At 73.6% G+C, this 19753-nt stretch carries 18 protein-coding genes; 9 read left to right on the forward strand and 9 right to left on the reverse strand.

Annotated features, from left to right (window positions below; translation table 11 throughout):
* The first annotated feature begins 667 nt into the window (after positions 1-667).
* On the forward strand, positions 668-2134 hold the full coding sequence (locus CLT72_RS11425) for a GH1 family beta-glucosidase (protein WP_101411452.1): 1467 nt from the start codon (positions 668-670) through the stop codon (positions 2132-2134).
* A gap of 72 nt (positions 2135-2206) precedes the next feature.
* On the opposite strand, the gene CLT72_RS11430 is transcribed toward CLT72_RS11425, so the two are convergent.
* From CLT72_RS11430 to CLT72_RS11440, 3 genes are all read right to left on the reverse strand, one after another.
* Positions 2207-2629, reverse strand: coding sequence for a roadblock/LC7 domain-containing protein (locus CLT72_RS11430; RefSeq protein WP_088999490.1), 423 nt, complete (start codon positions 2627-2629; stop codon positions 2207-2209).
* Complete coding sequence (locus tag CLT72_RS11435; RefSeq protein WP_101411454.1) at positions 2626-5175, reverse strand: nitrate- and nitrite sensing domain-containing protein; 2550 nt, start codon at positions 5173-5175, stop codon at positions 2626-2628. Before CLT72_RS11435 ends, CLT72_RS11430 begins: the two co-directional genes overlap by 4 nt.
* Positions 5176-5274: 99 nt before the next feature.
* Positions 5275-6654, reverse strand: a complete 1380-nt coding sequence (locus CLT72_RS11440; protein ID WP_101411456.1) for an FGGY family carbohydrate kinase — start codon at positions 6652-6654, stop codon at positions 5275-5277.
* Between the two features lie 256 nt (positions 6655-6910).
* Between CLT72_RS11440 and CLT72_RS11445 the strand changes: the two genes are divergently transcribed.
* On the forward strand, positions 6911-8839 hold the full coding sequence (locus tag CLT72_RS11445) for a chorismate-binding protein (protein WP_101411458.1): 1929 nt from the start codon (positions 6911-6913) through the stop codon (positions 8837-8839).
* Positions 8840-8965: 126 nt separating this feature from the next.
* On the opposite strand, the gene wrbA is transcribed toward CLT72_RS11445, so the two are convergent.
* Positions 8966-9583 carry an NAD(P)H:quinone oxidoreductase gene (gene wrbA / locus CLT72_RS11450; RefSeq protein WP_101411460.1) on the reverse strand — a complete coding sequence of 206 codons (618 nt, stop codon included), beginning with the start codon at positions 9581-9583 and terminating at the stop codon, positions 8966-8968.
* A 117-nt stretch (positions 9584-9700) separates the two neighbouring features.
* Here wrbA and CLT72_RS11455 point away from each other — a divergent pair, with 117 nt between their 5' ends.
* On the forward strand, positions 9701-10189 hold the full coding sequence (locus CLT72_RS11455; RefSeq protein WP_101411462.1) for a GNAT family N-acetyltransferase: 489 nt from the start codon (positions 9701-9703) through the stop codon (positions 10187-10189).
* Between the two features lie 195 nt (positions 10190-10384).
* Here the strand turns inward: CLT72_RS11455 and CLT72_RS11460 are convergent, their stop codons facing one another.
* Positions 10385-10774 (reverse strand): DUF4190 domain-containing protein, encoded by a 390-nt coding sequence (locus CLT72_RS11460; RefSeq protein WP_088999483.1) that lies wholly within the window; start codon positions 10772-10774, stop codon positions 10385-10387.
* 126 nt (positions 10775-10900) lie between these two features.
* Between CLT72_RS11460 and CLT72_RS11465 the strand changes: the two genes are divergently transcribed.
* Complete coding sequence (locus tag CLT72_RS11465) at positions 10901-12010, forward strand: winged helix DNA-binding domain-containing protein (RefSeq protein WP_101411464.1); 1110 nt, start codon at positions 10901-10903, stop codon at positions 12008-12010.
* Between the two features lie 154 nt (positions 12011-12164).
* Complete coding sequence (locus CLT72_RS11470) at positions 12165-12899, forward strand: YsnF/AvaK domain-containing protein (RefSeq protein ID WP_101411466.1); 735 nt, start codon at positions 12165-12167, stop codon at positions 12897-12899.
* Positions 12900-12982: 83 nt separating this feature from the next.
* On the opposite strand, the gene CLT72_RS11475 is transcribed toward CLT72_RS11470, so the two are convergent.
* Genes CLT72_RS11475 through CLT72_RS11490 form a run of 4 tightly spaced genes read right to left on the reverse strand, consistent with a single transcriptional unit; the run spans position 12983 to position 17355 of the window.
* Positions 12983-14188: an ABC transporter ATP-binding protein gene (locus CLT72_RS11475; RefSeq protein WP_101415102.1), complete on the reverse strand. Its 1206-nt coding sequence runs from the start codon at positions 14186-14188 to the stop codon at positions 12983-12985.
* Between the two features lie 9 nt (positions 14189-14197).
* Complete coding sequence (locus CLT72_RS11480) at positions 14198-15031, reverse strand: carbohydrate ABC transporter permease (protein WP_088999481.1); 834 nt, start codon at positions 15029-15031, stop codon at positions 14198-14200.
* 1 nt (position 15032) lies between these two features.
* The gene (locus tag CLT72_RS11485) at positions 15033-16019 is read right to left on the reverse strand and encodes a carbohydrate ABC transporter permease (RefSeq protein WP_101411468.1); all 987 of its coding nucleotides are present in this window, start codon (positions 16017-16019) and stop codon (positions 15033-15035) included.
* Between the two features lie 46 nt (positions 16020-16065).
* On the reverse strand, positions 16066-17355 hold the full coding sequence (locus CLT72_RS11490) for an ABC transporter substrate-binding protein (protein ID WP_101411470.1): 1290 nt from the start codon (positions 17353-17355) through the stop codon (positions 16066-16068).
* A 231-nt stretch (positions 17356-17586) separates the two neighbouring features.
* Here CLT72_RS11490 and CLT72_RS11495 point away from each other — a divergent pair, with 231 nt between their 5' ends.
* From CLT72_RS11495 to CLT72_RS11510, 4 genes are all read left to right on the forward strand, one after another.
* Complete coding sequence (locus CLT72_RS11495; RefSeq protein WP_101411472.1) at positions 17587-18165, forward strand: mycothiol-dependent nitroreductase Rv2466c family protein; 579 nt, start codon at positions 17587-17589, stop codon at positions 18163-18165.
* 262 nt (positions 18166-18427) lie between these two features.
* Entirely contained in the window at positions 18428-18859 is a 432-nt protein-coding gene (locus CLT72_RS11500; protein WP_101411474.1) for a RusA family crossover junction endodeoxyribonuclease, read from the forward strand.
* A gap of 47 nt (positions 18860-18906) precedes the next feature.
* Complete coding sequence (locus tag CLT72_RS11505) at positions 18907-19182, forward strand: hypothetical protein (RefSeq protein ID WP_101411476.1); 276 nt, start codon at positions 18907-18909, stop codon at positions 19180-19182.
* A gap of 130 nt (positions 19183-19312) precedes the next feature.
* Positions 19313-19693: a YccF domain-containing protein gene (locus CLT72_RS11510; protein WP_101415103.1), complete on the forward strand. Its 381-nt coding sequence runs from the start codon at positions 19313-19315 to the stop codon at positions 19691-19693.
* Positions 19694-19753: the final 60 nt, after the last annotated feature.

Raw genomic sequence — 19753 nt, forward strand, 5'->3', positions numbered from 1 at the left:
CCGAGGCAACAACATGTTTCGATCTCGTTTTGGGGCTTTCACAAAGTCGTGACGGGCGTTACAGTCGCAGCATCGGTCGATGGGAGCGCTTCCATCGACGGAGTTCCAACTAGAAGATCACCCGGGGTTCGTCGGACGACGGAAACCGGGGAGTCAGCCCGAGGCTGACGGCGGGCCAGCCCGGACACCGCCGTCAGCCATCCCGCCAACACGGAGGGAGGTGGATCCTCTAGCCACTCGCGTGGCCCGGCTCCCGCGCGACACGCACGACAGGACGCCAATTCCGCCCGTGCGTGTGCAGCAATGGTGGGGACGGGGGTTGCCCTCCCCCGTCCCCACACTAAACCCCCTTGCACGATGGGAAAAGAGGCCGACGGGACTGGCCGTGTCGCCGTTCCGACCGGCCTCGCACGCTGTCCGCCCGTACCGCCCGGTCGACGCCCCGCGCCCCCGGCGCCCCGGCGTCCCGCGGCCGGTCGCCCCGAGCGCCGGCGCGCCACCGCGCCCCCGCTCCCGCAGGGCCGTCACGGGCGTACGACGCACCCCTCTTCCACCTTCGGTCGCCCCACCCGGCAGCGCCGGGCGGAGGCGACCGCCCGGGGCCTCCTGCCCTATGCTGGGAGCGCTCCCGGCCCGGCGGTGGCCACGCAGACCATGAGGAGAACCGATGTCGATGCCCACCCCGCGCCCGCCCCACGGCGCCGCGCTCTCCGCCACCGCCCCCGCCGACCCGGCCGGCACCGGCACGCCCGCCGCCGTGGCGGGCGACGCGGACCGGCCCGCCGGCCCCGCGCCGCGCACCGACACGACGCCGGCGGGCGCCCTGCGCTTCCCCCCGGGCTTCGGCTGGGGCGCGGCCACCTCCGCCTACCAGATCGAGGGCGCCGCCAAGGAGGACGGCCGCGGCGAGTCCATCTGGGACACCTTCAGCCGTACGCCCGGCCGCACGCGCAACGGCGACACCGGCGACGTCGCCGCAGACCACTACCACCGTTACGCCGAGGACCTCGACCTGATGCGCGACCTCGGGCTGCACAGCTACCGCTTCTCCATCTCCTGGCCCCGCGTGCAGGCCGACGGCACCGGCGCGCCCAACCAGCGCGGGCTGGACTTCTACCGCCGCCTCGTCGACGGCCTGCACGAGCGGGGCATCGCACCCATGGCGACGCTGTTCCACTGGGACCTGCCGCAGGCCCTCCAGGACGCCGGCGGCTGGGAGTCGCGCGACGTCGCCCACCGCTTCGCCGACTACGCCGAGATCGTCTTCCGCGCGCTCGGCGACCGGGTGCCGGTCTGGCTGACCGTCAACGAGCCGAAGACCGTGGTGCAGAACGGCTACCTCGCGGGCCACCACGCCCCGGGCCGGCAGGACCCGGACGCCGCGTACCTGGTCGCCCACCACCTCCACCTGGCCCACGGGCTCGCCGTCGCGGCGCACCGCGCCACCGGCGCCGGCCGGATCGGCCCGGCACTCAACCTGCACCCCTGCTACCCGGCCGACGACTCGCCCGAGGCGGCCCGGGCCGCCCGGCTGCACGACGGCTACGAGAACCGCCTCTACCTCGACCCGATCCTCACCGGCCGCTACCCGCAGGACGTGCTCGACGACCTCGGCCCCGACAGCCGGCTGGTGCGCGGCATCCGCGACGGCGACCTGGCGACCATCTCGGCGCCGGTGGACCTGCTCGCCGTGCAGTACTACACCCCGTACTACCTCGACGGCGACGGCACGTCGATCCCGCGCTGGCCCACCTCACAGGCCCCCTGGCAGCAGATCCACCCCGACGGCATGTACGACATCCTGACCCGGGTGACCCGCGACTACGGCCCGATCCCGCTCACCGTCACCGAGAACGGGCTGCCCACCCCGGACACCCTCGACGCCGACGGCACCGTCGACGACGCCCGCCGGGTGGCCTTCCTGCGCGACCACTTCGCCGCCGCCCACCGGGCCGTGGCCGCCGGCGTACCGCTGGAGAGCTACCACGTGTGGTCCCTGCTCGACAACTTCGAGTGGGACGCGGGATACGACGAGCGCTGGGGACTGGTCTACGTGGACTACCAGACCCAGCGGCGCGTGCTCAAGCGCAGCGCGCACTGGTACCGCCAGGTCATCGCCGCCAACGGTCTCTGAGCGCCCGGCTCCCGCCACCCCGGCACCGGTCGACGGCGCCGGGGTGGGCACCGGGCGGGCACGCCGCCCCGGTCAGCGGGGCAGGGCCTGCTGAAGCTCCGCCCGCAGCGCCGGGGTGAGCATCTCCCCCGCCTGCTTCGCCAGTCGCGCCATCTCGTAGCCGACCACGCCGATGTCGGCCTCCGCACCGGCCAGCGTGGCCAGGATGGAACCGTCGCGCACCTGCATGACCAGGAAGTAGCCGCGCCCCATCTCGACGACCGTCTGCTTGACGATGTCGCCGTCGAACATCTGCGCCGCGCCCGCCGTGATGCTCATCAGCCCCGAGGTCACCGCGGCGAGCTTGTCGGCGTGGTCACGGGGCAGGTGGTCGGAGATCGCGACCAGCAGGCCGTCGGAGGAGACCACGATGGCGTGCACCACCCCCGGCACCCGCTCCGCGAATCCGCTGACCAGCCAGCTCAGGTCGCGGGCCTCCCGGCTCAACGTCGTCATCGCTGTCCCCCTTCGGTGCGTACGCCGCCCGGCGGCATGGAAATCTCCGTGGTGTCCTCGGCCTCGGCCCGCCGTACCCCGCTGTAGAGCCGCGACAGCATCCCCCCGACCGCCTCCGGGTCCGGGTCGTGGCGCGCCACCGGCTGCTGCGGCCGGGTGACGGCGGAGAGCTGCGCCATCGGCACCCGCACGGGCAGGCCGCGCTCATTCGTCCCACCGGTGACCGGAACGGCCGGCGGCGTCGGCGAGCCCTGCGGCGCGGAAGCCGGCGACGGCCCCTGCCGGGACCACCAGCCGCCACCGGCCGACGCGGGCGGGCGGCCCGACGGGGCGAGCACGTCCTCGGCCCGGACCGGCACCGACCGGGCCTGCCGGGGCGCGGTCTCCGCCCGGCGCCCGGCCACCGGCAGCTCACCCGCCGGCCGCGCACCGCCCCACACCGGCGGCCGACCGGCAACCGGCAGCTCACCCGCCGGCGGCACGCCGCCCCACGCCGCGCCCGCCGCCGTGGCCGTCAGCATCCGCGCCGGGGCGGGCGCCTCCCGGTCGGGGGCCGCCGCCAGCAGACCGCCGGGCAGCCGTACCCGGGCCACGAGGCCGCCCTCGCCGCCGTCGAGGCGCACCTCGACGCCCAGCCGGGCGGCCAGGTGGCTGACCACGAACAGGCCCATCCGCTCGACCGTCGCCACGTCGGCGGCCGGCGGGGTGGCCAGGACGGCGTTCGCCTCGGCCAGGGCGACCGCGCTCATGCCGAGTCCCTGGTCGCTGATCTCGATGACCGCCCCGGCGCCCTCGGCCCGGGCGGTGACCCCCACGACCGTGTCCGGGCGGGAGAAGGAGGTGGCGTTCTCCAGCAGCTCGGCGAGCACGTGGACCAGCTCGCCGACGGCGTGGCCGACGACGTGCAGGTCGGTTACCGCCCCGTGCCGCACCCGTTGGTACTGCTCGATCTCGGCGCTCGCGGCGAGCAGCATCGCCCCGAGCCCCACCGGCCGGTTCCACCGGCGCGTCGACTCGGTCCCGGCGAGCACCAGCAGGCTGTCGTCGTTGCGCCGCATCCGGGCGGCCAGGTGGTCGAGCTTGAAGAGGTTCTCCAGCTGGTCCGGGTCGCTCTCCTCGCGTTCCAGGTCGTCTAGCAGCTCCAGCTGGCGCTCCACGAGCACCTGGCTGCGCCGGGCGAGGTTGACGAACATCGCGTTGACGTTGCGCCGGGTCGTCGCCTGCTCGACGGCGACGTTGACCGCGCTGCGGTGCACCGCCACGAACGCCTCCGCCAGCTCGCCGATCTCGTCGAGCGAACGGACCACCGCCGGCGGCACCTCGATCGCGGGCACGCCCCCGGTCACGGTCCGCAGCCGGTCGAGGGCCTCCGGCAGCTCCAGCTGGGCGATCCGCAGCGCCTGGCCACGCAGCAGCCGCATCGACCGGGCGATGGACCGGCCGACGAGCACGGAGATGAGCAGGGCCACCAGCAGCACCGAGACGATGCTGCCGACGACCAGCAGCGTCGTACGCAGCTGCGACGCGCTCACCTCGTCGGCCTGCCGTACGGCGTCGTCGAGCACCGACGCCTCGACCCGGCGCAGCAGCTCCTGACGCTGCTCGCTGGCCGCCCACCACTGTGGAGCCGGCAGCACGGCCGGCGCGGCGCCGGTCGGCAGGCTCTGCTCCTCCAGCCGGGTGGCCGCCAGGAACGCCGGGTCCACCGAGGTCTCGTCGAAGCGGCGGACCTGTGCGGCGGTCGCGACGACCCGGAACGCCCCGAGCGCCGTCAGCTGCTGGGCGCGCAGGTCGCTCAGGACCACCCGGTCCTCGACGCCGTACCGGCCGGCGCGGGCGGCCTCGTAGAGCTGGGCACGGACCCGCGAGGAGAGTTCCTTGACCCGGGCGAGCTGCACGTAGCGCAGCACCGCGTCGCTGAGCGTCGGGCGGTCCTCGCCCGGCGACGGCTCGGCGAGCAGGCGCAGCAGCGCGTCGACGGCCCGGTGGTAGTTGCTCAGGATGGTGTCGCTGCCCAGCACCGCCGGGGGGATCGCCGCCCGGATGTAGACGACCTGGTCGTAGGCCTCCAGCACCTCCGAGTACGCGACCCGCCAGGAGGCGTTGGCGTCGGCCAGCGGCTCGGCGGCCCGACGCAGGTCACGCAGCGCCTGGTCGGTGGCGCCCTGCAACGGCTTCAGCACGACGATCGCCGCGTCCCGGTCGACGCCCGCGCCGCCCCGGCGCAGCTCCCCCAGCTCGCCGGCGGCCCGGTCGCGTTCCTGCTGGAGCTGGTGCACCAGCGCGACGACCTGCCGACCGATGCCCACCTGCTGGGCGAAGTCACCCAACGCGGTCGTCCGCCCCACCAGGGTGTGGGTCTGCACGCCGGCCAGCACCAGGAACGCGACGGACGGAATGACCAGCACGGTGGCGAGCTTGGTGCGCATCCGCCAGTCCCGCAGCCGGAACGGGGAACGGCGGCGGTGCGGCACGACCCGGACGTCGAACCGGCGTCGACGGTGCTGCGACACCGTGCCGTCGGACCGTTCCGGACCTGCCCCCACCCCTGCCTCCTGCCTGTCCCGCGTCCGCCGCGAGCCGGGGAGCGGAGTCCATCCAACCAGGCCCGGGAGCGGTGTCAACGGGGCGGGCTGAGGTGCGACTCAGGAGGGTGAGGCGGTGTCGTCCGTCCGGACGATGGCGGCGAGCCGAGAGGCGTCACCGAGGCGATCCATCGCCACCAGTGCCGCGCCGCTCGCCCCGACCTCCGGGTTGCGGCCGTACCACACCGGCCGGGGCGCCAGCGCCGCGGCGAACGTCGTACGCCACCAGCGGGAGGCCGCCACCGCTCCCCCACCGAGCACCACCTCGACCGGCTCGTCGACGGTGGACTCCAACGTCACCAGGTCGTCGGCGACCAGGTCGCACAGGCCGCGCATCAGCCCCGCCAGGATCTCCACCGCCGTGGTGCCGAAGCTCAGGCCCCCCAGCGCGCCCGAGCCCGCCGGCGCCATCCCGGGCGGCCGGTCCCCGCCGAAGCGCACGTTGACCGGCATGCCCCGGTCGTGCGACACCCGGGCCAGGGCCGCGTCCAGTTCGGCGCCCTCGGGCAGCCGCAGCTCCCGGTTGGCCCAGGCGAAGAGGTTCCCACCGGAGGAGTACGCGGCGCCGGTCACCACGTGCTCGTGGTCGACCCGGTAGCGCCAGAGCTGTTCGGGCAGCGCCGGCATGGCCTGCCCCGCCGGGACGCGCTGCACCAGCCGCACCGCCGCCGACGTGCCCACCGTCACCGCGACCCGGCCCGGCTCGACGCAGCCCGAGCCGACGTTCGACGCCGCGCCGTCGCCCACCGGGCCCGCCCAGGGCACGTCGGCGAGCTGCGGCCAGCGCCACGCGTACGTTGGCCGCAGCCGACCCCGCCACCCGTTCGGGGCCAGCTCGGGCAGCTCGCCGGCGCCGCTGCCGGCCAGCGCGCACGCCTCGGCGTCCCAGTCCAGCGTCCGCAGGTCCAGCAGGCCGGTGCCGGAGGCCTGGGAGACCGACATGGGCACCCGGCCGAGCAGCTCGCCCAGCACGTACTCGGCGAGGCCGACGAAGCGGGCGATCCGGCCGCCGGTGTGCGCCCGCAGCCAGGGCAGCCGGACCGACCAGTAGCAGCGGTGCCACCACGTGCCCGTACGCCGGTGGAAGTCCGCCGGGTCGGCCGGGCCGGGCACCCCGGCCGGCACCTCCGGACGAGTGTCGAGCCAGGTCAGCACCGGCCCGAGAGGCGCGTCGTCGGCGCCCACCGGCACCACCGAGTGCCACTGCGCGGACGTCGCCACCAGCGACACGTCGCGCAGGTGGCCGCCGGCGGCCAGCTCGTCCAGACACTCCGCCAGGCAGGCCAGGTAGCCGGGACCGTCCAGGGTGCCGGTGCCGTCGTCGTGCACGACGAGGCTCACCTTGCGCCGGGCCAGCGCGCCGGGCAACGGGCGGGCGTCCGTGTCCAGCACGAGTCCGCGTACCGAGGAGGTGCCCAGGTCGAGCGCGAGAATGTTCATCGCGGGTCAAGTTACCCGGTGCGCCGTGTCCCGGCGTCCCAGCGGGTGGGCCGTACGCCCGATCGGCTTTCCGTCGCCCACGACGGGCCGTAGGGTGATCGCATGCCCGCGCACCTGTCCTGCTGGTGGCCCGCCGACCCGGCGGCCATCCCCCGCGCGTAGCTTCCCCACGCGGCCGCCCGACGAGGCGGCCGCCGGCTTCTCCCCGGCCCTCCCGGTCGCCCCGCCGGGCGCCGCCCGGCCCGAGGAGACCCCGATGACCGACCTGACCGCGCTGCTCGCCACCGCCGCCACCGGCGGCGACCCCGGCCCCTTCGCGCTCGTGCGACGCGAGGGCGCCGCGCACCTGGAGCTGTTCACCGGCACGGTACGCACGGCCGACCGGCTCGCCGACCTCCCGCTGCCCGACGGGCCGCCCGGCCCCCGCACCCTGGCGCTGGTGCCGTACCGGCAGGTCACCGAGCGGGGCCTCGCCTGCGTCGACGACGGCGTCCCGCTGGAGTTCCTGCACGTCGCCCGGCACGAGCGGGTCGGCCTCGCCGAGGCGCTCGCGGCGCTGCCCGACGCGCCCGTACGCACCGCCGACGCCGGCTTCGACGTCACCGACGACGAGTACGCCGCCACCGTCGGCCGGGTCCTCGCCGAGGAGATCGGGCGCGGCGAGGGCGCCAACTTCGTCATCCACCGCTGCCTGCGCGCCACCGTGCAGGGCCCACCGCTGGCCGCCGCGCTGGCCGCGCTGCGCCGGCTGTTGGCGAGCGAACGGGGGGCGTACTGGACGTTCCTGGTGCACACCGGCACCCGCATCCTCGTCGGCGCCAGCCCGGAGCGGCACGTCAGCGTCGACGACGGCCTGGTCATGATGAACCCGATCAGCGGCACCTTCCGACACACCGGCGCGGAGGCCGACCGCGCCGCGCTGCTGCGCTTCCTCGCCGATCCCAAGGAGGTCGAGGAGCTGTACATGGTGCTCGACGAGGAGCTGAAGATGATGGCCACGGTCGCCGAGCACGGCGGCCAGGTCGTCGGGCCCCACCTCAAGGAGATGTCCCACCTGGCCCACACGGAGTACCTGCTCGCCGGCCGGGGCACGAAGGACGTGCGGGAGGTGCTGCGGGAGACGATGTTCGCGCCCACCGTCACCGGCAGCCCGATGGAGAACGCCTGCCGCGTCATCGCCCGCCACGAGCGCACCGGGCGGCGCTACTACGCCGGGGTGCTGGCGCTGCTCGGGCGCGACGACGCCGGCCGGCAGACCCTGGACGCGCCGATCCTGATCCGTACCGCCGAGATCTCCCCCACCGGCGAACTGCGGGTGCCGGTCGGCGCCACCCTGGTGCGGCACTCGACGGCCGAGGGCGAGGTGGCCGAGACGCACGCCAAGGCGGCCGGCGTACTGGCCGCGCTGGGCCTCGGCCCGCAGGCGCCCGCCGCCGGCCCGGGCCCCGCCGTACGCCTGGCCGACGACGCCGAGGTGCGCGCCGCGCTGGCCGCGCGCAACGCGCCATTGGCCCGGTTCTGGCTGGACCAGCGCTCGCCGGGCGCCGACGGCCCACCCGGGCTGGCCGGGCTGCGGGCGCTGATCGTCGACGGCGAGGACACCTTCACCGGCATGCTGGCCCACCAGCTGGGCGCGCTCGGCCTCGTCGTGACGCTGCGCCCGTGGCACGCCGCCGGCCGCGTGGACGCCCACGACCTGGTGGTGGTCGGCCCCGGACCGGGCGACCCGGGCAGCGGCACCGAGCCGAAGATGCGCGCGATGCGCGGGCTGCTCACCGGCCTGCTCGCCGAGGGCCGGCCCACCCTGGCCGTCTGCCTGGGTCACCAGTTGCTCGCCGGCCTGCTCGGGCTGGCCCCGCACCGCCGGCACGCGCCCTACCAGGGCCTCCAGCGGGAGATCGACCTCTTCGGCACGCGCCGCCGGGTCGGCTTCTACTCCAGCTTCACGGCACGCGCCGACACCGACCGGCTGGTCACCCCGTACGGCCCGGTGGAGCTGGCCCGCGACGCGGCCGACGGTGCGGTGCACGCGCTGCGCGGGCGCGGCTTCGCCGGGGTGCAGTTCCACCCGGAGTCGGTGCTCAGCCCCGACGGCATGGCCGTGCTCGCCGACCTGCTGGGCGGGCTGCTGCCGGCACGGAACCCGGCGACGGCGGCCGCCGGGAGGGCGCCGGGGCGTGCATAGTCGACCCGAACGGGGGTAGGGGTGCTGCGACCGGCGGGCCGGGCGGGCCGAGAGCCCCCGCCCGGACCGCCGGTCGCGTGGCCCGTCGGCGGCGCGCGGCCGGCCGACCCGGACGCCGGTGGCGACTCAGCCGGACAGGCCCGCCTTCAGCGCCGCACCGATCTGCACGGCCCGCCGGGCGGTCAACGCGCAGGCGCCGAGCGCGATGTCGTCCGGCGCCGTCTCGCCGTTGTTGCTGGTGTGCGAGGCGCCGTAGGGGTTGCCGGCGACGAACTGGCTCGGGTCGGTGTAGCCGGGGGTCACCACGACCCCGCCCCAGTGGTAGAAGACGTTGAACATCGACAGCAGCGTGGCCTCCTGCCCGCCGTGGGACGTGGCCGTCGAACAGAACGCGGAGTAGACCTTGTTCGCCAGGGCGCCCTGCGACCACAGCGGCCCGGTGGTGTCCATGAACTGCTTGAGCTGGGCGGCCATCACGCCGTACCGCGTCGGGGTCCCGAAGATCACCACGTCGGCCCAGGACAGGTCGTCGAGCTGGGCCTCGGGGACGTCCTGGGTCTCCATGTGGTGCGCGTGCCAGCCCGAGTTGGAGCGGATCGCCTCGTCCGGCGCCAGCTCACGCACCTTGCGCAGCCGCACCTCGGCACCCGCCTCACCGGCGGCCTCGCACGCCGCCTGGGCCATCTGGTACGTGATGCCGGTGGCGCTGTAGTAGATCACCGCTACCTTGGTCTGGGCAGCCATCGGATGTTTCCCTCCTCATGTCGGGTCAGCTCCGGCGACTACCCGATGTTTGCGCCGTCAAACGGTCGACCCGGAGGTCGCCTCTTCGGGCCCGCCGCCGTGAGGGATGCTGGCGGCATGCAGATCAGACCCGCCACGCCCGACGACTGGCCGCTGATCTGGCCCTTCCTGCGCACCATCGTGGCGGCCGGCGAGACGTACACCTGGCCCCGCGACGTCGACGAGGAGCGGGCCCGGGCGATGTGGCTGGTGCCGCCGCCGGGGCGCACGGTCGTCGCGGTCGACCCGGACGGCACGGTGCTCGGCTCGGCGAAGCTGCTGCCCAACCAGCTCGGACCGGGCGACCACGTGGCCAACGCCAGCTTCATGGTCGATCCCGCCGCCGGTGGGCGCGGGGTGGGCCGGGCCCTCGGCGAGCACGTGCTGGGGCTCGCCCGCGCCGAGGGCTACCGGGCCATGCAGTTCAACGCCGTCGTGGCGACCAACACCCGCGCGGTGGCGCTCTGGCGGTCACTGGGCTTCGAGGTGGTCGGCCGGGTGCCGGAGGCGTTCCGGCACCCGACCGAGGACTACGTCGACCTGCTCGTCATGCACCGCCGGCTCTGATCCCGGCCGCCGCCGACAGCTCAAGATGTCCGCAAGTTTCGATGCGTTGCGGTGCCGATCCGGCCGTCGGGCAGCGATGCTGGTCGCACCGGTGCCGGCGGACCGGCAGCCGCCCGGCACCGGCCAACCTGAACGGGGGATCGCGCTTGGCCGGCAGCGTCGCCGGCGAAGCGCGATCAGGGGCGCACCCGGTCGTCAGTTGTCGAGCCGGTCGCGCAGGTCGTCGACCTCCCGCTGGATCCGGTCCACCGCGCCCTCGTCGTTCAGGGCGGTGGTGATCCCGGCGGCGAAGGCCAACCCGATCAGCACGGCCAGGGCGCTGAGCACCAGACCGCCGATCGCCACGCCCCGGCCGGTCACCCCGGGCCGACCGGCCATCTTCAGCCCGACGATGCCCAGGATCACCCCGATGATGCCCAGGATCAGGCCGAACCAGGACAGGATCACCGTCAGCACGCTGATCAGCGCGGCCACCCCGAAGACCAGGGCGAACGCGGCGGCGGCGCTGGTCTTGGCGGCCGGGCCGCCGCGGCCGGCGCGGGTCGGTACGCCGGCGCCCCGGGCCGGCTCGCTGGACGCGGTCATGTCGCTCCCTCCGCGCGCGCGGACGGCGCGCCTGCTGGCCGGCCGCTTTCCCGCTGCGACGCCGGTCATGCGTCGGATGTCGCAGGTGGGCCCTAGGCTGATGCCCCACCCGAGTCGAGGAGCCCGATGCCGACGGAGCTGACCGCGCGCGAGGCGCTCGCGCTGCGGATGACCAGCCTGTTGCTCCGCCCGCACCCCACGGCGGCGGCGGGCGGGGTCGCCGACGTCGTGGAGTGGTTCGGGGCCATGCAGGCGCAGGAGCTGGCCAGCGGCATGTGGTCGCTCGGGGTGCGGCTGCCCGCGCTCGGCCACGCCGACGTGCACGCCGCCCTGGAACGCCGGGAGGCGCTGCGCACCTGGCCGATGCGGGGCACCGTGCACCTCGTCCCGCCCCGCGACGCCCGCTGGATGCTGGAGCTCACCGGCGTACGCTCGCTGGCCGGTGCCGCCACCCGCCGCGCGCGGCTCGGGCTCACCGAGGCCGACGTGCACCGCGCGCTCGACGTGCTCGGCGCCGCGCTGGCCGGCGGCGGCCGGCTCACCCGCGCACGGTGCCTGGCCGCGCTGAACGCGGCCGGCCTCGACACCGGCGACCAGCGCGGCTACCACCTGCTGTGGTATGCCAGCGTCCGCGGCGTCACCTGCCTCGCGCCCAACGTGGGCACCGAGCAGACCTTCGCGCTGCTCGACGAGTGGGCGCCCGAGCCACGCCGGCCGGAACGGGACGAGGCGCTGGCGATGCTCGCCCACCGCTACGTCCGCGGGCACGGGCCCGTCACCGCCCGGGAGTTCGCGGGCTGGACGGGGCTCACCCTCACCGACGCGCGCCGGGGCTTCGCGGCGGCCGGCGACGCATTGGCGGTGGTACGGGTCGACGGGGAGGAGACGCACGTCGACGCGGCCCTGCTCGACGCGCCCCGCGTGCCGCTCGACGACCTGCTGGTGCTGCCCGGCTTCGACGAATACCTGCTGGGCTTCAAGGACCGCGCCCTGATGCTGGACCCCGCCCACGCCGACGCGATCGTGCCGGGCCGCAACGGCGTGTTCCGGGCCACGATCGTCCGCGACGGGCGGGTCGTGGGCACCTGGCAACGCACGGTCGGCAAGAACCGGGTGACGGTCACCGTGTCGCCCCTGGTGCCCCTCGACGAGCCGGGCCGGGCCCGGGTGGAGGGTGCCCTGAGCCGCTACGCCGGCTTCCTGGGCCTGCCGCTGCGTGTCGACTGGCCCGACTGAGCGGCACGAGCCTCACCGGTCCCGCCGGCCCCACCCGTCGCACTGTGACCGGCGCCGCCGGCCCGCGGCGCTGCTCCTATCCGACCGGCCGACGACGAATCCGGGCCGGCCGCTCGGGTATCCGAGCCCTGACACGAGAGGGAGGCAGACGACCATGAAGCTCAACGCACAGCAGGCCAACTCGCTGTACGGGCAGGACGTCAAGGACCGCTCGGGGTCGAAGATCGGAAACGTCGGTCAGATCTGGACCGACGCGTCCGGTGAGCCGACCTGGGTCAGTGTGAAGACCGGTCTGATGGGCCACAAGGAGTCGATGGCTCCGCTGGACAAGGCCCGGATCACCGACAGCGGGCTGGCGGTCGACTACGACAAGGCCACCGTGAAGAACGCTCCGGCGGTGGACGCCGGCACCGAACAGCCGCTGGACACGGCGGAGATCGAGCAGCTCTACGCGCACTACCGCCTGGCGCCGCAGGCACCGCCGACCGCCGGTCGGGGACGGGCGCCGGCTGCCGACGGGGACCTGATCCGTTCCGAGGAGCGGCTGCGGGTCGGCACGGAGAGCCAGCCCGCCGGTACGGCACGGCTGCGCAAGTACGTGGTGACCGAGGACGTGCACACCACCGTGCCGGTCGAGCACGACGAGGTGTACGTGGAGCGGGAGCCCATCGCCGCCCGTGACGCGCGTGGCGTGCGGGCCGACATCGGCGAGGCCGAGCAGGAGATGACCCTGCGGGCCGAGCGACCCGTCGTCGGCAAGGAGACGGTGCCCGTCGAGCGGGTCCACCTGGCCAAGGAGGAGGTCGTCGAGGAGCAGCCCGTCGACGACCAGATCCGCCGCGAGCGGGTGGACGCGGACATCCCGGAGCCCAGCCGGCGACGCCGCTGACCGCTGGCACGGCAACGGGCGGGTGGGTCGGTGCGACCCACCCGCCCGTCGGGCCGGCGGCCGGTGCCGCCGTGGTGGCGTACTCAGTCGCCGAGTGCGCCTGCCGCCCGGCCCTCGTGCAGGGTCAGGTTGCGCCCGTTGGACGGGTCGAACAGGTGGATCTTCTCCAGGTTGCACCAGACCCGCCGGTGCTGCCCCTCCTCGACCGGGGACTCCGCCGACAGCCGGGTCACCAGGTTGGCGCCGCCGCCGCTGAAGTCGGCGCCCGCGTCGGCTGCCAACTCCTCCAGTTCGGCGGCGCTGGCCCGCTCCCCCTCGACGCTGAAGTAGACGTACTTGTCGGAGCCCATGGACTCGACGATGTCCACCGGCGCCTCGAACTCCATGCCCCGGCGGCGGGTGTCGTCGTCGATGAGCGCGGCGTCCTCGAAGTGCTCCGGCCGGATGCCGAGGATCAGCTCGCGCGGGGCGTCGGCCCCCTCCAGCTCGCGCCGGATCCGCTCGCCGATCGGCACGTCGCCCAACGCCGTACGCAGCGTGCCGTCCTCGACGGCGGCGTGCAGGAAGTTCATCGACGGTGAGCCGATGAAGCCGGCGACGAAGAGGTTGCGCGGGTGGTCGTACAGCTCCTGCGGCGGGCCGACCTGCTGCACCGCGCCGCCCCGCATGATCACCACGCGGTCGCCGAGCGTCATGGCCTCGGTCTGGTCGTGGGTGACGTAGACGGTGGTGGTGCCCAGCTTCTTCTGCAGGCGCGACACGACGGTGCGCATCTGCACCCGCAGCTTCGCGTCCAGGTTGGACAGCGGCTCGTCCATCAGGAACGCCTTGGGCTGCCGGACGATCGCGCGACCCATCGCGACCCGCTGGCGCTGGCCGCCGGAGAGGTTGGCCGGCTTGCGGTCCAGCAGCGAGGTCAGCTCCAGGACCTTCGCCGCCTCCTCCACCTTCCGGGTGATCGTCTCCTTGTCCATCTTGGCCAGCCGCAGCGGGAACGCCATGTTCTCCCGGACGGTCATGTTCGGGTAGAGGGCATAGGACTGGAACACCATCGCGATGTCCCGGTCCCGGGGGGCCTTGTCGTTGACCCGCGCGCCGCCGATGCGCAGCTCGCCGGAGCTGATGTCCTCCAGGCCCGCGATCATGTTCAGGGTGGTGGACTTCCCGCAGCCGGACGGGCCGACCAGGATGACGAACTCGCCGTCGGCGATCTCCAGGTCGACGTCGGCCACCGCGACGGTCCCGTCCGGGAACTTCTTGCTCACCTTGTCGAGCACGATGTCAGCCATGAGTACCACCTATCCCTTGACTGCGCCGGAGGTCAGGCCGGAGACGATGCGGCGCTGGAAGAAGAGGACGAACAGGATGATCGGAACGGTGATCACCACGGCGGCGGCGCAGATCGCCCCGGTGGGGTCCTCGAACTGCGACTCACCGGTGAAGAACGACAGCGCCACCGGCACCGTGCGGGCCCGCTCGGTGGAGGTCAGCGTGATGGCGAAGAGGAAGTCGTTCCAGCAGAAGATGAAGACCAGGATCGCCGTGGTGAACAGCCCCGGCGCGGCCAGCGGGGCGATGACCCGCCGGAACGCCTGGGCCTGCGTCGCGCCGTCCATCTTCGCCGCCTTCTCCAGGTCCCACGGGATCTGCTTGAAGAACGCCGACAGCGTGTAGATCGCCAGCGGCAGCGCGAAGGTGATGTACGGCAGGATCAGACCCGGCCAGGTGTCGAAGAGGCCGAGCTGCCGCTCGATCTCGAACAGCGGCGACACCAGCGACACCTGCGGGAACATCGCGATCAGCAGGGAGACCCCGACCAGCAGCCGCTTGCCGGGGAAGTCCAGCCGGGAGATCGCGTACGCGGCCATGGCGCCGAGCACCACGGCGATCACGGTGGCGATCAGCGCGATGCCGATCGAGTTGACCAGCGCCCGGACGAACTGGTCGGTGGAGAAGATCGACCGGTAGTTGTCCAGCGTCCACTCCTGCGGGATGAACTTCCCGTCGGTCAGGGTCGCCGGGGTCTTGAACGACAACGACATGATCCAGAGCACCGGCACCAGCGCGAAGACGACCACGATGGCGTCCAGCAGGCCCCAGCGCAGCTTGGCCCGGGTGGTGGTGTCAGCCATCTCAACGCCTCTCCCCGTCGTCGCTGCCGGGGGCAGCGGTACCGAACAGCTTCACGAAGACGAAGGCGATGATCGCCACGGTGAGGAAGATCAGCACCGACATCGTCGACCCGATGCCGAGGTTCAGCCCCCGGATCAGGTTGTTGTAGGCGAGCATCGACACCGACGAGGTCTCGTTGCCGCCCGCGGTCAGCACGAAGATGTTGTCGAACACCCGGAACGCGTCCAGGGTGCGGAACAGCAACGCGACCAGGATCGCCGGCTTCATCACCGGCAGCATCACCTTCGTGAACCGCTGCCAGGAGGTGGCGCCGTCGGTGGAGGCCGCCTTGAGCAGGTCCTCCGGCACCAGGGCCAGGCCGGCCATGAGCAGCAGCGCCATGAACGGCGTGGTCTTCCAGATCTCGGCGAGCATGATGATCGCCAGCGAGCTGGCCCGCTCGGTCAGCGGCGCGCCGTCGCTGAACAGGTTGGCCAGGTAACCGGTGCCCGGCGTCCACGCGTACCGCCAGGAGAAGGCCGCGACGACCGTGACGATGCCGTACGGGATCAGCGCGGAGGTGCGCACCAGGCCCCTACCGACCAGCGTACGGTGCATGATCAGCGCCAGGCCCATGCCGAGCACCAGCTCGACGGCGACGGTGACCACCGTGATCAGCGCGGTGACGCCGAACGCCGTCCACCAGAACTCGTTGGTCAGTACGGTCACGTAGTTCTCCAGGCCGATGAACTCGCGCTCGGCGGGGAAGCGCAGGTCGTAGCGCTGCAACGACAGCCAGACCGAGTAGATGATCGGGTAGGCGGTCACCAGCACCATGACCAGCGCGGCGGGCGCGCAGAGCAGCCAGCCCAGCCGACGCTCGGCCTTCTTGTTCTCGCTCAACGGGGCCTTGCGGCCCCGGCCGGCGCGCGGGGCCGGCGCCGTCGCCCGGTCGGCGGTCTCCTCGGCGGCGACCTCGGCGCCCGCCGGGGTGGCGTTGACGCTCATGCCGCCACCTCCCGGCCGTCGGCGTCGAGGCGCCGGGTGCGCTCGCTCACGGCAGGACCCCCTTCGATTCGAGGGCGTCGGCGATGGCGTCACGCAGCTCGTCGGCGGTCTGCTGGGGCCGGATCGCCGACGGCGGCGACAGGATCGCCGACATGACGGTGGAGATGCTCTGGTACGCCGGGGTCAGCGGTCGGACCGCCGGCTCCTTGAGCTCTTCGAGGATGGTGTCCTTCATCGGGTACGCCTCGGCCATCTCCGGGTCGTCGTAGACCTTCTCGATGGTCGGCGGCACGCCGTCGTTGACGGCGGAGAACTTCTGGTTCTTCTCGTTGCGGATGCAGCGGGCCGCCTCGAAGGACTCCTCGGGGTGCTTCGAGTAGGCGCTGACCGCCATGTTGATCCCGCCGATGGTGACCTTGCTCGGGGTGTCCTCGTCGACGCCCGGGACGCGCGCCCAGCCGACCTGCTTCGCCAGCTCCGGGTTGGCCTCCTGCATCGCCGGATACACGAACGGCCAGTTGACCTGGAACGCGCCGTCGCCGGACTGGAACTCAAGCCGGACGGGGTCCTCGGTGGCGTTGCTGAACGACGGCGAGGTCACGCCCGACGTGGCGAAGCGCTGGAGCTGCTCCAGCGCCCGCACGGTGCCCTCGTCCATGACGGCCCGCTTGCCGTCGTCGCTGAGGATCTTGCCGCCGGCGCTCTCGGCGAGGGTGTTGTAGAGGACGACGAGGCCCTCGTACTGGGCGCCCATGGTGAGCACCTGGTACGGCTTGCCCTGCTGCTTCAGCTCCTGGGCGGTGGAGATCATCTGGTCCCACGTCTTCGGCGGCTGCGGCACGAGGTCCTTGCGGTACCAGAGCAGCTGGACGTTGGTGTTCTTGGGCGCGCCGTAGAGCTTGTCCTCGTAGCGCGCCGTCTCCAGCGGGCCGGCGAGGGTGCCCTGCTCGACCTCGGCCCGGTCCTGCCCGGTCCACTCCCTGATCCAGTCGGCGCTGGCGAACTCCTGGGTCCAGGTCACGTCGAGGCCGAGTACGTCCATGCCGCTGTCCTGCGCGGCCAGCCGGCGGACCATCTGCACCCGCTGGTCGTCGGCCTGCCGGGGCAGCACCCGGTAGACGATCTTGTAACGCCCCTGGGCCTGCGCGTTGCAGTCGTCCACGACCTTCTGCAGGTTCTGCTCCGGCGGGTAGTACAGGTTGATCGTGGGCGGACCGCCGTCCCCGCCGGACCCGCAGGCGGCCGCCATCGGCGCCACCAGCGTCAACGCCGCCGCGGCGGCCACCGCGCGCACACGCGGCCGCCTGCGCCGTCGGGCCTTGTCAGGGTCGCTCATCGCCCCTCCCCTCGTGTCGGCCAAAGGCCGGGGTGAGGCTCCGTGCCCCGGCGCACGACGAGCGTTCGGGCCTTCTGAGCAGCGCTTGCGCCCGCCCGGACGTTACGTGGCCCAACACTGCCCGACCTGCGAAGGTGCGAAACCTGGCGTCGACGCGACGGCGCCGACACCGCCGGACGTGGCGGGGATCACCGCCATGCGGGCCGCCCCGGCCGCCCGTAGGCTCGGCCGATGGACGCCACCTTCTTCCTGGACCCCGCCTGCCCCTGGACCTGGCGCACCTCCCGCTGGCTGGTCGCCGTCGCCGACGCCCGGGGCCTGCACATCGAGTGGCGGGCGTTCAGCCTGGCCATCCTCAACGCCGGGCGGGTGCCGCCGGAGTTCGCCGACGCGATGGCCGCCTCCAGCCGCGCGTTGCGGTTGGTCGAGGCGCTGCGCGCCGAGGGCCGCCACGACGACGTCGCGCGCTTCTACGCCGAGACCGGCGCCCGCAGCCACGACGCGGGCAACCCGCTGTCGGCGACGATCGTGGACGCGGCCGTCGAGGCGGCGGGCCTGGGTGCCGCGGCGCCGGCTCTCGACGACGACCGCTGGGACGAGGCGGTACGCGAGTCGCACGCCCTGGCGTACGCCTCGGCCGGCCCGGACGTCGGCGCGCCGGTGCTCATGGTGCCGGGCGCCGAGCGGGGCATCCACGGCCCGATCCTCACCGAGGTCCCCGGCACCGACGACGCCCTGACGATCTGGGACTCGCTGCTGCCGCTGATCCGGATGCCCGCCTTCCACGAGGTCAAGCGCGCCCGCCACTGACCTGCGGCGTCGCCCTCCCGGGCCCTGCGGCCACCGCAACAAGATCGGTTCCCGCCTCGTTGATCATGAGGTTGGCGGTGCGTCTCGTCCGTTTCGTCGCGGCCAACCTCATGATCGACGACGGGGGCGAAACGGGGAGGGGGCAGGGGCGGGGAGGTGGGGGCGGTGGGGGCGGTGCGTCCCGATCGGTGGGTTCTCGCGCGAACCTCCCTCCACCGCCGGGCCGGTTGGGCAGGATCGTCCCCAACGAGGAGGTGCCGTCGTGCAGGACACCCGCGCTCTCGCCCTGACGTTCGAGGTGAGCGGCCTGCCACCGGTGAAGACCGAGGCGCTGTCCATCTTCGCGGCCGGGCACCGGCAGGCGACGAGGGTCCGCGCCCTGCTCCAGGCGGCCTGCGCGGCGGCCCAGCGCACCGGCTGGACCCCGCTGTCCGGGCCGATCGAGGTGGACCTCGTGCTGCGCTGCCCGCCCGGGCACCGCACCTCCGACGCCAGCACCCTGCTGGGCGGGGTGTGCGCGGTGCTCCAGGACAAGAAGCGGGTCGCCAGCATCGGCCTGGCGCACCTCGGCGTCCTGGTGGACGTCGCACTCTACGACGACGACCGGCAGATCCGCCGGCTGTCGTACGCGGAGCAGCCGGCGGAGGACTTCTCGTACCAGGTTCGGGTCGCCGCCGTACCGAACGTGGTTTGACCGACGACCGCGGTGGGGTACCGCGGACGCCGACGAAGGGAGCGCCGATGTCGGAGCCACATGTCACGCTGGACCCTCGCGGGCTCGATCCCGTGCAGCAGAAGCTGCAGGGCCCGCTGGAGGACCAGCTGACCTCGGCGTTGCGGGCCGCCACGGAACGGGTCAGCGCCAGCTACGCCGGCGAGCCGGTGGAGCAGGTCTGCCAGCGGCTGCTCGACGAGACGCGCTCCGGGCTGCACCCCGACATCGCCGCCGGATTCAACCCGGACATGGACGAGTTCTGCCGGGTGGCGGTGGCGATCGTGCGCGGCGAGACCTCCTGAGAGAGCGTGCCCGACGGGCCGGGACCGTCGCCGGCACCGGCAAGCCGGAGGCCGCCGACCGGGACCGCCAGCCGGGAGCCCGCCGGTTCCGGTCGACAGCGGGTGGCACGCGTCGGTCATGCTCGGAAACATGATCCGGTTTGTGCTCAACGTGCTGTGGCTCGTCTTCGGCGGCGGCATCGTCCTCGCCGCCGGCTACGGCATCGCCGCGCTCATCTGCTTCGTCCTGGTGGTCACGATCCCGTTCGGCGTCGCGTCGCTCCGGCTCGCGGTCTACTCCCTGTGGCCGTTCGGGCGCACCGTCGTGCCCAAGCCCGGTGCCGGAATCGCCTCCGGGCTGGCCAACGTCCTCTGGGTGGTGCTCGCCGGCTGGTGGCTGGCCCTGTCCCACGTCCTGGCCGGCGTCGCGCTGTGCCTCACGGTCATCGGCATTCCGTTCGGGATCGCCAACTTCAAGCTCGTCCCCGCCGCGATCTGGCCCCTCGGACGCGAGGTCGTCGACGCCCCGTGACAGGCCCGGCCGTCCGTGCCGGCGCCGCTGGTGGCACCCGGCGGATCCCGGCCGGAGCGG

This window comes from Micromonospora sp. CNZ309, from assembly GCF_002846525.1.